This is a genomic window from Micromonospora sp. WMMD980, from assembly GCF_029626035.1.
Taxonomy (GTDB): domain Bacteria; phylum Actinomycetota; class Actinomycetes; order Mycobacteriales; family Micromonosporaceae; genus Micromonospora.
This window is the reverse complement of record NZ_JARUBE010000003.1, coordinates 3,865,932-3,878,968: the sequence shown is the minus strand read 5'-3', so window position 1 is coordinate 3,878,968 and position 13,037 is coordinate 3,865,932. Positions and strand designations below refer to the sequence as shown.

Annotated in this window: 14 protein-coding genes and 1 pseudogene; 7 read left to right on the top strand and 8 right to left on the bottom strand. The window is 74.6% G+C overall.

Going from position 1 to position 13,037, the window contains the following annotated elements; all coding sequences use genetic code 11:
• Positions 1–29 precede the first annotated feature (29 nt).
• The 4 genes and pseudogenes from O7618_RS18075 to cofC all read right to left on the bottom strand — a co-directional run.
• Positions 30–911, bottom strand: a complete 882-nt coding sequence (locus O7618_RS18075; protein ID WP_278107265.1) for an NUDIX hydrolase — start codon at positions 909–911, stop codon at positions 30–32.
• 40 nt (positions 912–951) lie between these two features.
• Complete coding sequence (locus O7618_RS18070; protein ID WP_278110060.1) at positions 952–3,096, bottom strand: RNA degradosome polyphosphate kinase; 2,145 nt, start codon at positions 3,094–3,096, stop codon at positions 952–954.
• A 216-nt stretch (positions 3,097–3,312) separates the two neighbouring features.
• Positions 3,313–3,510, bottom strand: coding sequence for a cold-shock protein (locus O7618_RS18065; RefSeq protein ID WP_278110059.1), 198 nt, complete (start codon positions 3,508–3,510; stop codon positions 3,313–3,315).
• 48 nt (positions 3,511–3,558) lie between these two features.
• Positions 3,559–4,158: pseudogene (gene cofC, locus O7618_RS18060) on the bottom strand (2-phospho-L-lactate guanylyltransferase); the annotation flags it as partial.
• Positions 4,159–4,252: 94 nt separating this feature from the next.
• On the opposite strand from cofC, the gene O7618_RS18055 reads away from it, so the two are divergent.
• The 5 genes from O7618_RS18055 (at position 4,253) to O7618_RS18035 (ending at position 9,164) form a co-directional block, all read left to right on the top strand.
• A complete protein-coding gene (locus O7618_RS18055) occupies positions 4,253–4,978 on the top strand; it encodes a lysophospholipid acyltransferase family protein (protein WP_278107264.1) in 726 nt (241 codons plus the stop codon).
• Positions 4,975–5,982, top strand: a complete 1,008-nt coding sequence (locus O7618_RS18050; protein ID WP_278107263.1) for an NAD(P)H-dependent glycerol-3-phosphate dehydrogenase — start codon at positions 4,975–4,977, stop codon at positions 5,980–5,982. The genes O7618_RS18055 and O7618_RS18050 overlap by 4 nt, the downstream gene beginning before the upstream one ends.
• On the top strand, positions 5,979–7,097 hold the full coding sequence (locus O7618_RS18045) for a cystathionine gamma-lyase (RefSeq protein ID WP_278107262.1): 1,119 nt from the start codon (positions 5,979–5,981) through the stop codon (positions 7,095–7,097). Before O7618_RS18050 ends, O7618_RS18045 begins: the two co-directional genes overlap by 4 nt.
• A 172-nt stretch (positions 7,098–7,269) precedes the next feature.
• Positions 7,270–8,061, top strand: a complete 792-nt coding sequence (locus tag O7618_RS18040) for a putative protein N(5)-glutamine methyltransferase (protein WP_278107261.1) — start codon at positions 7,270–7,272, stop codon at positions 8,059–8,061.
• 68 nt (positions 8,062–8,129) lie between these two features.
• Complete coding sequence (locus tag O7618_RS18035) at positions 8,130–9,164, top strand: ROK family protein (RefSeq protein WP_278107260.1); 1,035 nt, start codon at positions 8,130–8,132, stop codon at positions 9,162–9,164.
• A gap of 43 nt (positions 9,165–9,207) precedes the next feature.
• On the opposite strand, the gene O7618_RS18030 is transcribed toward O7618_RS18035, so the two are convergent.
• Both O7618_RS18030 and O7618_RS18025 read right to left on the bottom strand, forming a co-directional pair.
• On the bottom strand, positions 9,208–9,408 hold the full coding sequence (locus O7618_RS18030; RefSeq protein WP_278107259.1) for a DUF397 domain-containing protein: 201 nt from the start codon (positions 9,406–9,408) through the stop codon (positions 9,208–9,210).
• A gap of 4 nt (positions 9,409–9,412) precedes the next feature.
• Complete coding sequence (locus O7618_RS18025; protein ID WP_278107258.1) at positions 9,413–10,258, bottom strand: helix-turn-helix transcriptional regulator; 846 nt, start codon at positions 10,256–10,258, stop codon at positions 9,413–9,415.
• Positions 10,259–10,535: 277 nt separating this feature from the next.
• Between O7618_RS18025 and O7618_RS18020 the strand changes: the two genes are divergently transcribed.
• Positions 10,536–10,760 carry a hypothetical protein gene (locus O7618_RS18020; RefSeq protein ID WP_278107257.1) on the top strand — a complete coding sequence of 75 codons (225 nt, stop codon included), beginning with the start codon at positions 10,536–10,538 and terminating at the stop codon, positions 10,758–10,760.
• Positions 10,761–11,002: 242 nt separating this feature from the next.
• The gene (locus tag O7618_RS18015; RefSeq protein WP_278107256.1) at positions 11,003–12,106 is read left to right on the top strand and encodes a D-alanine--D-alanine ligase family protein; all 1,104 of its coding nucleotides are present in this window, start codon (positions 11,003–11,005) and stop codon (positions 12,104–12,106) included.
• 16 nt (positions 12,107–12,122) lie between these two features.
• Here O7618_RS18015 and O7618_RS18010 read toward each other — a convergent pair whose 3' ends face one another.
• Together O7618_RS18010 and O7618_RS18005 are read right to left on the bottom strand one after the other, a co-directional pair.
• On the bottom strand, positions 12,123–12,710 hold the full coding sequence (locus O7618_RS18010) for a DUF3515 family protein (protein ID WP_278107254.1): 588 nt from the start codon (positions 12,708–12,710) through the stop codon (positions 12,123–12,125).
• Positions 12,711–12,944 carry an Lrp/AsnC ligand binding domain-containing protein gene (locus O7618_RS18005; RefSeq protein ID WP_013284547.1) on the bottom strand — a complete coding sequence of 78 codons (234 nt, stop codon included), beginning with the start codon at positions 12,942–12,944 and terminating at the stop codon, positions 12,711–12,713.
• Positions 12,945–13,037: the final 93 nt, after the last annotated feature.

The window sequence follows — 13,037 nt, the reverse complement described above, 5'->3', positions numbered from 1 at the left end:
TACCGGAGGCGTTAACAGGGGGCCCCGCCTTACAGCCGGTCGGGGGGGAGGAGGTGGTCGCCGGCGAAGGCGAGCAGCCAGCCGCCGCCCTTGGCGGTGGTGAAGTCGCCCGGGCCGCCGGTGAGCCGTTCCAGCGCGCCCGGGATCACCTTGCCCTGGCTGCACACCGCGACCGGATCGCCGGCGGCGGCCAGTGCGGCCAGGCGCGCGGCGGCGGCGAGCACGCACTCGTCGGCCTGCTGGCCCGGCCTCGGCTCGTCCAGGTCGCCGCAGACCTCGATCGGCAGGTCCAGCCGGGCCGCCGCCGGGTCCAGCGTCTGCACGCACCGCCGGGCCGAGGCGGAGAGCAGGCGCACCGGCCGGACCAGCGCCACCAGCGGGATCAGCGCCCGCGCCTGGGCCCAGCCCTCGGCGTCCAGTGGACGGCCGGTGTCCGGCCCGGTCCAGGTGCCCCGCTTGCCGGCGTGCGCGTGGCGGACCAGCAGCACCGTCGCGGTGACCGGCGGCAGCGCCGCGAACGCGCCGATCACCTCGGCGTCGTGCGGATAGCTGACCCGGCGGGCCGCCGCGTCGACCGGGAGCCAGGCCACGTCGTCCACCTCGGTGCCGGGCTGGAAGCCGCCGCTGCCGACGGCCCGCATCGACCACCAGTCGACCGCCTTGGCGCGGCCCTCGCTGCGGTAGCGGACCGTGGGCAGGCGCACCTGCGGCACCGCCCGCACGTCGGTCTCCTCGGCGACCTCCCGGACGGCGGCGACCAGTGGGTGCTCGCCGGCGTCCAGCTTGCCCTTGGGCAGCGACCAGTCGCCGTAACGGGGACGGTGCACCAGGCAGACCTCGACGCCGGTTTCGCCCGGGCGCCAGACGACCCCGCCCGCCGCCCGGATCCGCACCGGCTCGTCGTCGCTCATCGGATCACCGTATGCCCGCCCGCCGCCCGGCACCGGCCGCTCAGTCCGCCCGCCCGCCGACCCGGCGCAACAGCAGGTCCTGGAGGTGGGTGAGCGGCGCGTCGCCGTCGCCGGCGCGCCGGTGCCAGGTGCCGTCGGCGGCCAGCTCGAACGCGTCCACCTCGGGGTCGAACGCGGAGCTGAGCACGTGGTCCAGCTCGGCCCGGGCGACCGGGTCGCTCACCTGCACCAGCGCCTCGACCCGGCGGTCCAGGTTGCGGTGCATCAGGTCGGCCGAGCCCATCCAGAACTCGGCGTCGCCGTTGTTGCCGAACCGGAAGATCCGGGAGTGTTCCAGGAACCGGCCGAGAATCGACCGGACCCGGATGTTCTCCGACAGCCCGGGCACCCCCGGGCGCAGCATGCACATGCCTCGGATCAGCAGGTCGACGTGCACGCCGGCCCGCGAGGCGCGGTAGAGCGCGTCGGTGATCTCCTCGTCGACGAGCGCGTTCACCTTGAACTGCACCAGCCCCGGCATGCCCAGCCGGACGTGTTCGATCTCCCGGTCGATCCGCTCGATCAGGCCGCTGCGGATGCCCTGCGGCGCGACCAGCAGGCGCCGGAAGGCGGTCTGCCGGCTGTAGCCGGTGAGCACGTTGAACAGGTCGGTCAGATCGGCGCCGATCTCCGGGTCGGCGGTGAGCATGCCGAAGTCCTCGTAGAGCCGGGCCGTCTTCGGGTGGTAGTTGCCGGTGCCGATGTGGCAGTAGCGCCGGATCTGGTTGCCCTCCTGCCGCACCACCAGCGCGGTCTTGCAGTGCGTCTTGAGGCCCACCAGGCCGTAGACCACGTGGCAGCCGGCCCGTTCCAGGGTGCGTGCCCACCCGATGTTGGCCACCTCGTCGAAGCGGGCCTTCAGCTCGACGAGCACCACCACCTGCTTGCCGGCGGCGGCCGCGTCGACGAGCGCGTCGACGATCGGGGAGTCGCCGCTGGTGCGGTAGAGCGTCTGCTTGATGGCGAGCACGTTCGGGTCGGCGGCGGCCTGCTCGACGAAGCGCTGCACGCTCGTCGCGAACGAGTGGTAGGGGTGGTGCACCAGCACGTCGCCGTCGCGCAGGGTGGCGAAGACGCTGCGCGGCACCTCGCCCTCGGCCAGGCGCGGGTGGGTGGCCGGCACGAACGGGCGGTCCTTCAGGTCGGGACGGTCGGCCTCGCCGTAGACCTGCCAGAGTGCGGAGAGGTCGACCAGGCCCCGGACCCGCAGCACGTCGTGGTCGTCCACGTCCAGCTCGCGGACCAGCAGCTCCAGCATGTGGTCGGAGATGGAGGCGGCCACCTCCAGTCGCACCGGGGGGCCGAACCGGCGTCGGGCCAGCTCCCGCTCCAGCGCCTGGAGCAGGTCCTCGTCGCGGTCCTCGTCGACCTCCACCTCGGCGTTGCGGGTGACCCGGAACAGGTGGCACTCGACCACCTGCATGCCGGAGAAGAGCTGCCCGAGGTGGACCGAGATGAGGTCCTCCACCGGCAGGAACCGGACGCCGGGCCGGTCCCGGGCGACCCGGACGAACCGGGGCACGTTGTTCGGCACCTTGACCCGGGCGAACAGCTCCGAGCCGCCGTCCGGGTCGCGCACCGAGACGGCCAGGTTCAACGACCGGCCGGAGATGTAGGGGAAGGGGTGCGCCGGGTCGACCGCGAGCGGGGTGAGCACCGGGAAGATGTGCTCCCGGAACCAGGTGCGCAGCCGCTCCCGCTCGGCGTCGTCCAGCTCGCTCCAGCGCAGGATGCGGACGTCTTCCTCGGCGAGCCGGGGGAGCACGTCGTCGACGAAGCAGGCGGCGTGCCGGGCGACCAGGTCGGCGGCCTTCTCGGTGACGAGTTCGAGCTGGGTGCGCAGCGGCAGCCGGTCGCCGCCGCGCACCGGCAGGCCGGCGGAGAGGCGGCGCTTCAACCCGGCCACCCGCACCATGTAGAACTCGTCCAGGTTGCCGGCGAAGATGGCCAGGAACTTGGCCCGCTCCAGCAGCGGCGTGCGGGGGTCCTCGGCGAGCGCCAGCACCCGGGCGTTGAAGTCGAGCCAGGACAGCTCCCGGTTGAGGAAGCGGTCCTCCGGCAGCGGCTCGGCGGCGGGCCGCTCGTCGTCCGGGTCGGGTCCGGTCACCGGGCCCGGCCCCTCGACCGGGTCGAGCGGCTCGTCCAGCCCGCTGGCGCCGGCCGCATTCGGGTCGGCGCCGAGGCGCTCCTCGGGCGGGCGGGTCTGCCGGAACCGCCCGTCCGGGCCGCGCGTCGGGCGGCCGTTGCGGGGCGTGCCGGGGTCGGTCAGGGGCGGCGGGCCGTCGGAGTGCTCGCGAGGGGTGCTCACCACTTCATGATTCCCTGACGAGGGTGAACGGAAAATGAACTCCGGCCAGGTTGGTCAGGCCATCGTCGGCAACGTCACCCGAATGACCTCGCCGGCGGCGTCCCGCTCGACGCGCACCCGCTGCCCGAGCCGCAGCAGCCGCAGCCCGGAGGCGTCGAACGCGCGCGCCGGGAAGGCCAGCTCGGTCCCGTCGTCGAGGAGCAGCACCCCGCTGCGGGCCGACGCGTCGTAGGTGGCCACCGTGCCCTGCATGCCAGCACCGTACCGGACCGGGTCGCCGGCTGAGGCCAGCAGCGCGCCGGTGCGCGGGCCCACCCCGAGCCGGGCGGCGGCGGTCAGGTCGGCCGCGGTGTCCACGTCCCGGCGCAGGCTGGGCCAGTCGCCGGCCAGCGGCAGCGCCCCGCTGCCCGCGTGCGCGCCGGCCGAGCCCGGGCCGAAGCGGGGCGCCAGCGGCACCCCGGCCGGCGCGGCCAGCAGCACCGTGCCACCGCCCGGGGCGTCGGCCACGAACCCGCGTACCCCCTCGGTCGCCCGCAGCGCCGCGGCCAGCTCGCCCGGGCGCAGCGCGGGCAGGTCCGCGGTGACGCCGGCCACCGCGGCGCACGGCCCGGCCGCCGCCGCGCCGTGCCGGAAGGCCGCGTTGAGGCCGGCGCCCGGGTCGGCGGTGACGCCGGCGCCCGCCGCGGTCACCGTCGCGGTGACCCGGGGGTCGTCGGTGACCACCAGCACCCGGCCGACCGCCGGGCAGGCCAGCACCGCGCGTACCGTGTCGGCCGACAGCGCCAGCGCCAGCTCCTCGTGGGGTACGCCGGGCAGCGCGCCCCGCAGGCGGCTCTTCGCCGCCCCGAGTCGCTTCACCGGCATCACCACGGTCCAGCTGGGCTCAGGCACGCCGACCATCCTGCCAGCGCCCGGCGGTACCCGCACTGGCCGGACCGGGGGCGAGCAGGCATGATTCTTCCCCGGGGCGCGTGGGGCGGAACGAGGAGGCACTGTGGCACCGCGGAGGCTGGGATTCTGGCAACGGTTCGCCGTGGTGCTGGTGAAGCCGGTGTTGACCGTCTGGACCCGGCGCACCTGGCGGGGCATGGAGCACCTGCGGCGCGACGGCGGCGTCATCATCGTGCCCAACCACATCTCGCACGCCGACCCACTGGTCTCCGCGCATTTCATCTACGACGCCGGCCGGTGGCCGCAGTTCCTCGGCAAGGCCAGTGTCTTCCGGGTGCCGGTGATCGGCTGGATCCTGCACCGGTGCAAGCAGATCCCGGTCGAGCGGGGCAGCGTCGAGGCGGTCAAGTCGCTGGACAAGCTGATCGCCGCGCTGGCCGAGGGGGGCGCGGTGGTGATCTATCCGGAGGGGACCACCACCCGGGAGCCGGAGCTGTGGCCGATGAGGGGCAAGACCGGCGCGGCCCGGCTGGCGCTGGCCACCGGCGCTCCGGTGATCCCGGTGGCGATGATCGGCCCGGAGCGGATGTTCGACCCGCGGACCGCCCGGATCGGGCTGCGCCCGCGCACCCCGGTGACCGTCGTCGCCGGGCCGCCGGTCGACCTGGGTCGGTGGGCCGGTGCCACGCCGACCCGGGCGATCCTGGAGGAGATGACGGACACCATCATGTTGCGGATCCGGGACCTGGTCGCGGAGATCCGCGGCGGCACGCCACCACCGCTCTGGCAGCGGCCGGCCCGTACCGGCACGCCGGAGGTGTCCGAGTGAGCGGGCACGTCGCGGTGCTGGGCGCGGGCTCGTGGGGGACCGCGTTCGCCAAGATCCTCGCCGACGCCGGCCGGGACGTGACGGTCCTGGCCCGCCGGCCCGCGGTGGCCGAGGCGATCCGCGACCTGCGGCGCAATCCGGAGTACCTGCCCGACGTGCGCCTGTCCGAGCGGGTCACCGCGACCGGCGACGCCGCCGAGGCGATCGAGGGCGCCGAGGTGGTGGTGCTCTCGGTACCGTCGCAGACGCTGCGCGGCAACCTCGCCGAGTGGACCCCGCACCTCGCCCCCGACGCCACGCTGGTGTCCCTGATGAAGGGCATCGAGCTGGGCACCACCAAGCGGATGAGCCAGGTGATCATGGAGACGGCCGGGGTGCCGGCCGACCGGGTGGTCGTCGTCTCCGGCCCCAACCTGGCCCCGGAGATCGCCGCCGAGCAACCGGCCGCCACCGTGGTCGCCGGCACCGACAGCCGGCGTACGGCGCTGGTGCAGGCGTCGATCCGGACGCCCTACTTCCGCCCCTACACCAACGACGACGTGATCGGCTGCGAGCTGGGCGGCGCGGTGAAGAACGTGATCGCGTTGTCGTACGGCATCGCCACCGCGATGGGCTTCGGCGACAACACCCGGGCAATGCTGATGACCCGGGGTCTCGCCGAGACCGCCCGCCTCGGCGTGGCGCTCGGCGCCGACCCGATCACCTTCGCCGGGCTGGCCGGCATGGGCGACCTGGTCGCCTCCTGCTCCTCACCGCTGGCCCGCAACCGCACGTTCGGCGAGCACCTGGGCCGGGGGGAGACGCTGGAGCAGGCCCAGGCGGCCACCCGACAGACCGCCGAGGGCGTGAAGAGCTGCCTGGCCATCCGAGACCTGGCCCGCGCGCACGGCGTGGAGATGCCGATCACCGAGCAGATCGAGCGGATCTGCCACGAGGGGATGGACCCGCGCCTGGCCGTCGACGCGCTGATGAGCCGCACCGCCAAGCCGGAGTCCTACGAGTGAGCGCGGGCTGGGGGGACGGCACCCGCAGCGTCCACGCCGGGCTGCCGGACGCCGTGCCCGGTCGGCCGTTCCTGCCCGGCCCGGTCTTCGCCGCGCCCTACCACCTCGACCCGTGGCGCGGCCCGGCGGCGGCGCCCGACGGGTACGGGCGGCCGGACAACCCCACCCGCCGGTTGCTGGAGGCGGCGATCGGCGAGTTGGAGGGCGGCGACTGCCGGGTCTTCGCCAGCGGGCAGGCGGCCATCACCGGGCTGCTGCTGACCGTGCTGCGACCCGGCGACACCGTGCTGCTCCCCGCCGACGGCTACTTCCCGGTGCGCGCGTTCGCCACCGACACGCTGGAGCGGATCGGGGTGCGCGTCGGCTTCGTGCCGACCGCCGGCCCGTACCCGTCGTTCGAGGGCGTGCGGCTGGTGCTGCTGGAGACGCCGGCGAACCCGGGCCTCGACGTGGCCGACGTGGCGGCGCTGGCCGGTTCGGCGCGTGCGGCCGGCGCGCTGCTGGCGGTGGACAACACCACCGCGACGCCGCTCGGCCAGCGCCCGCTGGACCTCGGCGCGGACGTGGTGGTCGCCTCCGGCACGAAGGCGCTCACCGGCCACTCGGACCTGCTGCTCGGCTACGTGGCGACGGGCGACGAGGCCCTGCGCGACGCGGTGGCCGGCTGGCGGACCACCACCGGCGGGGTGCCCGGCGCGTTCGACTGCTGGCTGGCGCACCGCTCGCTGGCCACCGTCGACCTGCGGCTGGCCCGGCAGTCCGCGAACGCCGAGGCGCTGGCCGGGCTGCTCGCCGACCGGCCGGACGTCACGGGCCTGCGCTGGCCCGGGCGGCCGGCGGATCCGGCGTACCCGGTCGCGTCGGCGCAGATGCGCCGGATGCCCGGCGTGCTCTCCTTCGACCTGGGTGACGCCGACCGGGTGGCCCGGTTCCTCGACGCGTCCCGCCTGGTGGCCGCCGCCACCTCGTTCGGCGGCCTGCACACCACTGCCGACCGGCGGGCCCAGTGGGGCGACGACACGGCCCCCGGCTTCGTCCGGCTCTCCTGCGGCATCGAGGATCCGGCCGACCTGGTCGCCGACGTGGCCGCGGCGCTGGACGCCGCCACGGGCTGACGGCGTCCAGCGGCGCTGGGCTATCGTGTCGGCAGCCACGGCCCGTGCGGCCCCGACACCGAGGAGGTGAGTCCGATCCACCAGCAGAGGACCGGCGCTCCCTCCGAGTCCGTGTCGCCCCGGAGTTGAGGCGACGCCGGGGGCGCCGACGAGCGTTCCCGAAAGGCTTGCCATGGCTTCCCCCGCGTTCACTCCCGACCGTTCCGCCCTCGTCCGCCGGTTGCGCGCCGCCGGCTGCGTCTTCGCCGAGGACGAGGCGGACCTGCTCATCGCCGCCGCCGACTCGGCGCGGGCGCTGACCCGGCTGGCCGACCGCCGCGTCGCCGGCCTCCCGCTGGAGCACCTGCTCGGCTGGGCCGAGTTCTGCGGGCGGCGGGTCGCCGTCCACCCGGGCGTGTTCGTGCCGCGCGGGCGGACCGCGCTGCTGGTCGCCGCCGCCGTGGCGGTCGCCGGGCCGGCCCCGGCGGTGCTCGACCTGTGCTGCGGCTCCGGCGCCGCCGCGCTGGTGCTGCACGACCGGCTGGCGCCTCGGTGGCTGGGCGCCGCCGACGTCGACCCGGTCGCGGTGGCCTGCGCCCGGCGCAACCTCGACCCGCTGGGCGTGCCGGTCTACCAGGGCGACCTGTTCGAGCCGGTGCCGGCCCGCTGGCGTGGCCGGCTGGACCTGGCGGTGGCGAACGCCCCGTACGTGCCGAGCGACGCGGTGGCGACGCTGCCGGTCGAGGCGCGGGTGCACGAGGCCGCGGTGGCGCTGGACGGTGGCGCGGACGGGCTGGCGGTGCTGCGCCGGGTCGCCGCCGGCGCGGCCGAGTGGCTGGCCCCGGGCGGGCACCTGGCGGTCGAGGTGAGCGCCGAGCAGGCCCCGGCGCTCTGCGCGGCCTTGACCGCCGCCGGGCTCGACCCGAGCGTGGTACGCGACGAGGAGTGGGAGGCCACCGCCGTGACCGCCCGCCGCCCCGGTTGACGTCGCCCGTGGCGGGTGGGCCCGCCGCGAACTAACCTCAGGTCAGGCTCGACGGGGAGGCGGTGGCGGTGGGCAGCGCAGGGGTGCCGGTGGTGGTGGGGCTGGACAACGGCGGCACGAGCAACAACGCCACCGTGCTGGCCGTCGACGGCCGGTTCCTGGTGGACGGGCTGCTGGAGATCCCGAGCGAGGTCGGGGCCGGGCCGGAGGCGGCGATCGAGGCGCTCGCGCGCGCCCTGGACGGCGTGCTGGCGCACACCGGGGTGCCCCGCGAGCTGGTGCGCGCGGTCGGGTTGGACACGCCGGGCCCGGCCAGCGCCACCGGGGTGATCTCCTCGCGCGGCTCGACCAACTTCGCCCAGCCGGCGTGGCGCGGCTTCGACGTGCGCGGCGCGCTGGAGCAGCGGCTCGGCCTGCCGGTGGTCTACGCCAACGACGGCAACGCCGCCGCCCTCTACGCCCACCACGTGCACTTCGGCGCGGACGCGGCGGCCCGGTCCTCGGTGTCCGCGATCGTCGGCACCGGCCTGGGCGGGGGCGTGGTGGAGAGCGGCCGGGTGGTGGGCGGCGCGGCCGGCATGGCCGGTGAGTTCGGGCACGTGCACATCCCGCTCGACGGGTTGCTGGAGCCGGGCCAGCCGGCGCCGGTCTGTGCCTGCGGTTTCACCGGTGACGCGGAGAGCGTCGCCTCGCTCACCGCGATCCGGCGCAACCTGCTGCCGTACTGGCTGTCCCGGCACCCGGAGCATCCGCTGGCGGCGGAGGAGCCGGCCCGGGCCGCGAAGCTGCTCCGCGACCACGGAGAACGGGGCGACCCGCTGGCCCGCCAGGTGTTCGGCCAGCAGGCCCGGGCGCTGGGGCGGCTGTTCACCATCGCGGCCAACTTCACCGACCCGCACGCGTACTTCGTCGGCGGCGGCGTGGTGGAGGCCGCGCCGGAGTTCCGCGACTGGTTCCTCGCCACGGTCGCCGCGCACACGGTGCTCCGCGACGAGCAGCGTGCCGTGGCGACGTTCGCGCTGGTGCCCGACCGCGACATGGCCGGGGCCCGGGGCGTCGCCATCGCCGCCCTGGAGGCGGTGAAAGGAGGGGCCCCCGCTTAACGCCTCCGGTAGAGCAGGGGCCCCCGCTTGACACGCGCCCGCGTCAGGCGCGCGGGGGAGCGGCGGTGAAGGCGGCCCAGGCGGCCGGCGGGAACACCAGCACCGGGCCGGCCGGGTCCTTCGAGTCGCGTACCGCGACCGACTCCGGCAGCGGCGCCATCTCCACGCACGCGCCCTCGTCGCCGCTGTGGCTGCTCTTGCGCCAGCCGGTCGGCGTGGGGTGGGGCCGGTTCGTGCTGTTCATGCGGTCACCTCTCGTTCAGCAGACGGAGGAGCTGGTCCCGACTGGACGCCGGGCTCAGCGCCACGGTCCGCAGGTGCTCCATGATCTTGGTGCAGGTACGCAGGTCGCCGGGCCGGTCCAGGACCATCTGACCGGCGACGGTCTCCACCGAGGCGATGATCGGGTCCTCGGGGTCGGCGAACTCCAGGATGTGCAGCGATCCCCGGGTGCCCCGGTGGTAGCCGGCGGCCAGCGGGATCACCTGCACGGTGATGTTCGGCAGTTCGGACATCTTGAGCAGGTGGTGGAGCTGGTCGGCCATCACCGAGTGGCCGCCGACGGGCCGCAGCAACGCGCCCTCGTCGATGATGGCGTCGAGGATCGGCGGGTCCTCGCCGGAGACGCGTTGCTGACGGTCCAGCCGGAGCTGGACGCGTTGCTCGACCTGCTCGTCGCTGAGCGTGTGCGGGCCGCCGCGCATCACCCCGCGGATGTAGTCGGCGGTCTGGAGCAGGCCCGGCACCACCGACGGCTCGAAGTTGGCGATGCCGGTGGCCTCGGCCTCCAGCGCGATGAAGTCGATGGTGCGGCGGTCGAGCAGGTAGGAGTAGGAAACCCACCAGCCTGGCTTGCGGGCGTCCCGGGCCAGTTGCACCGCCGCGGCGATCTCGTCCGGTCCCACGCCGTAGCGGGTGAGCAACGCGTGCACGGTGGCCGGGCTGACCAGCGTCTGGGCGTTCTCGTAGCGGGACAGCGTGCTGCGGGTGCTGTTGATCTCGTCGGCCGCGGTCTCCAGGGTGAGGCCGGCGGCCTCCCGGTGGGTCCGCAGGGCGATGCCGAGCCGTCGGGCCCGGGCGGTCTTCGGCGCCATGCATCGATGGTCGCACATCCCGCGGGAAAGTGGGCATGAGAGAACGCCGATGAGAGTTGCATTCACGCCTGTCCACCTGTCAATCTGTGACAGCGTCCTCACCGCCGGTTGTCGTGGCGACGGTGGTGGTGAGTGACCGGAGGGGATGGGGCGCGCGGTGATCGGGTTTTACTCCCCCACGACCCGATCGTCGCGTGCCCCTGCCGGTCCGCCAGACGGGGAGGGGTTACGCGATGACGGTGACGGCCCGCCGGCCCGGCGACGGAGGTGGCCGGAGATGACCCGGTTCCTCGTGGTCCTCACCGACGTGCGACCGGCCAACGGTCACGAGCGCGACGAACGCACCACCCCCGAACGCCGCCGGCAGGTCGTCGGCGCGAGCAGCCGGGAGGCGGCCGACCGGATCGCCGGCGCGTTCATGGCGCTGGGCATGGTGCGCGCCGGTCGCCAGCGGGTCAAGGTCATCGCGGTCGGCCGCCGACCCCGGCACCCGGTTTCCTGAGCCACACCGAGCCCGACCCCGTGGACGCGGCGACCGGGGTCGGGGAGTCGGGCGGCCGGTGGCAGGTCCCGCCGCCGGCCGCCCGCGCCATTACTCCCCGTATAAGTCACCTTGACCGTTTGCCATGCGACTCCGCGTTCCCCCGGGTATCGGCCACCGCTGCCGACGACGCACAGTAAGGTCAACCGGGTGAGCGCCACCGGCGAGCACGGCCAGCCGCAGCCGCGAACGATGAGGTGACCATGACCACCCCAGGCAAGACCCGTGTGGCGATCGTCTTCGGCGGCCGCAGTCCCGAACATGGCATCTCCTGCGTCAGCGCCGGCAGCGTGCTGGCCGCCCTCGACCCCGACGAGTTCGAGGTCGTCCCGGTCGGCATCACCCGGCAGGGCCAGTGGGTGCTCGCCAGCGGCGACCCGGCGCAGCTCGCCATCGCCGACCGCAAGCTGCCCGAGATCACCGCCGGCTCCGGCGCCGAACTGGTGCTGCGCGCCGACCCGGCCGCCGGCGGCCTGATGGTGCTCGACCCGACCCAGGGCCCGGTCGCGCTCGCCGACGTCGACGTGGTCTTCCCGGTGCTGCACGGCGCCTACGGCGAGGACGGCACCATCCAGGGCATGCTGGAGATGGCGGACATCCCCTACGTCGGGGCGAACGTCTTCGCCTCCGCCGCCGCCATGGACAAGGAGTTCACCAAGAAGCTCTGCGCCGCCGAGGGCATCCCGGTCGGCCCGTACGCGGTGCTGCGCGCCGGCATGTCGCTGAGCGAGGAGGACAAGGAGCGCCTCGGGCTGCCCGTCTTCGTCAAGCCGTCCCGGGCCGGCTCCTCGTTCGGCATCACCAAGGTCGACGACTGGGCGCGGCTCGACGCCGCCCTGGCCACCGCGCGGGAGATCGACAGCAAGGTGCTGGTCGAGGGCGCCGTGGTGGGGCGCGAGATCGAGTGCGGCGTGCTGGAGGGCGAGGCCGGCGGCGCGCCCGAGGCGTCGGTGCTGGCCGAGGTGCGCATGATCGGCGACCGCGACTGGTACGACTTCGAGGCCAAGTACATCTTCGCCGACCAGGTGACCGAGTACGACGTCCCGGCCGGCCTGCCCGACGCGGTGACCCGGCAGGTGCGCGACTACGCCACCCGCGCCTTCACCGCGCTGGACTGCTCCGGCCTGGCCCGGGTCGACTTCTTCGTCACCCCGGAGCTGGACGTCTACCTCAACGAGATCAACACGATGCCGGGCTTCACCCCGACGTCGATGTTCCCGCGCATGTGGGCGGCCAGCGGGCTGGAATACCCGAAGCTGGTCAACCGCCTGATCCGCACCGCCCTGCACCGCCGCTCCGGCCGCTGACCGGCCGGGACGGGCGTCAGCCGGAGCAGCCCGAGGGGACCTGCTTCGCCGAGGGCACCGCGCTGACGACGGCGTCCGAGATCGGGGTCACCCACTGCAACGGTTGCTCGTACGTCTTCGGCACCCGGACCCGGACCCGGGTCTCCCGGTCGACGGTGGTCAGCACCGTGGCGTCGGCCTCCTGCACGGCGTGCCAGCAGACCTTGTTCACCGTCCACACCTCGTCGGTGGGCGGCACCTGCGGCGCGGTGCCGCCGCAGGCCACGGTGAGCGCCGGGTCACCGTAGGCGGCGTTCTGCTCCGGGCCCGCGGTGACCGGACGCTGCCGCAGGTCACGGACGCTGTCGGGCAGTTGCGACACCAGCGCGCGGCAGAGCACGGCCGGGCGCTCGGCGAGTGCCGGGGCGGGCAGCTCGACCGGCGCGCTCGACTGCGCCCGGGGGCTGGCCGACGCGCTCGGCGTGGCCTCCCGCGACTCGGGAGCCAACTTGGCGAACGTGAAGCCCGCCACCGCCACGGTCACCGGCACGGCCACCAGGGTCGCCCAGAGCGCGGCACGGCGGGTGCCGTGGTCCCGACGCGGGGTGGTCTCCGTCTCTTCCACTTACAGCCGCACCACCGAACACGTGAGGGTGCGGGTGATGCCGGGCACCATCTGCACCTTGCTGACGATGAGTTTGCCCAGCTCGTCGACCGTGTTCGCCTCGGTGAGCACGACCACGTCGTAGGGCCCGGTGACGGCGTCGACCCGAACCACGCCGGCAAGGTCCGCGATCAGACCGGCCACGTCACGCGCCCGACCGACCTCGGTCTGGATGAGGATGTACGCCTGTACCACGACTCGACCTCCGTCCGTCGCCGCCTGGGGCGGCCCGAAGGGTGAAACTACCGCACCGGGCGGGGGTGATCCCTATCGGTCGCCAGGTGGGCG

Excerpts from the sequence above, each read along its gene's own strand:
- O7618_RS18075 (WP_278107265.1), bottom strand. The coding sequence starts at position 911 with ATGAGCGACGACGAGCCGGTGCGGATCCGGGCGGCGGGCGGGGTCGTC.
- O7618_RS18065 (WP_278110059.1), bottom strand. The coding sequence starts at position 3,510 with ATGCAGGGCACGGTGGCCACCTACGACGCGTCGGCCCGCAGCGGGGTG.
- O7618_RS18040 (WP_278107261.1), top strand. The coding sequence starts at position 7,270 with ATGGCTTCCCCCGCGTTCACTCCCGACCGTTCCGCCCTCGTCCGCCGG.
- O7618_RS18030 (WP_278107259.1), bottom strand. The coding sequence starts at position 9,408 with ATGAACAGCACGAACCGGCCCCACCCCACGCCGACCGGCTGGCGCAAG.
- O7618_RS18025 (WP_278107258.1), bottom strand. The coding sequence starts at position 10,258 with ATGGCGCCGAAGACCGCCCGGGCCCGACGGCTCGGCATCGCCCTGCGG.
- O7618_RS18020 (WP_278107257.1), top strand. The coding sequence starts at position 10,536 with ATGACCCGGTTCCTCGTGGTCCTCACCGACGTGCGACCGGCCAACGGT.
- O7618_RS18015 (WP_278107256.1), top strand. The coding sequence starts at position 11,003 with ATGACCACCCCAGGCAAGACCCGTGTGGCGATCGTCTTCGGCGGCCGC.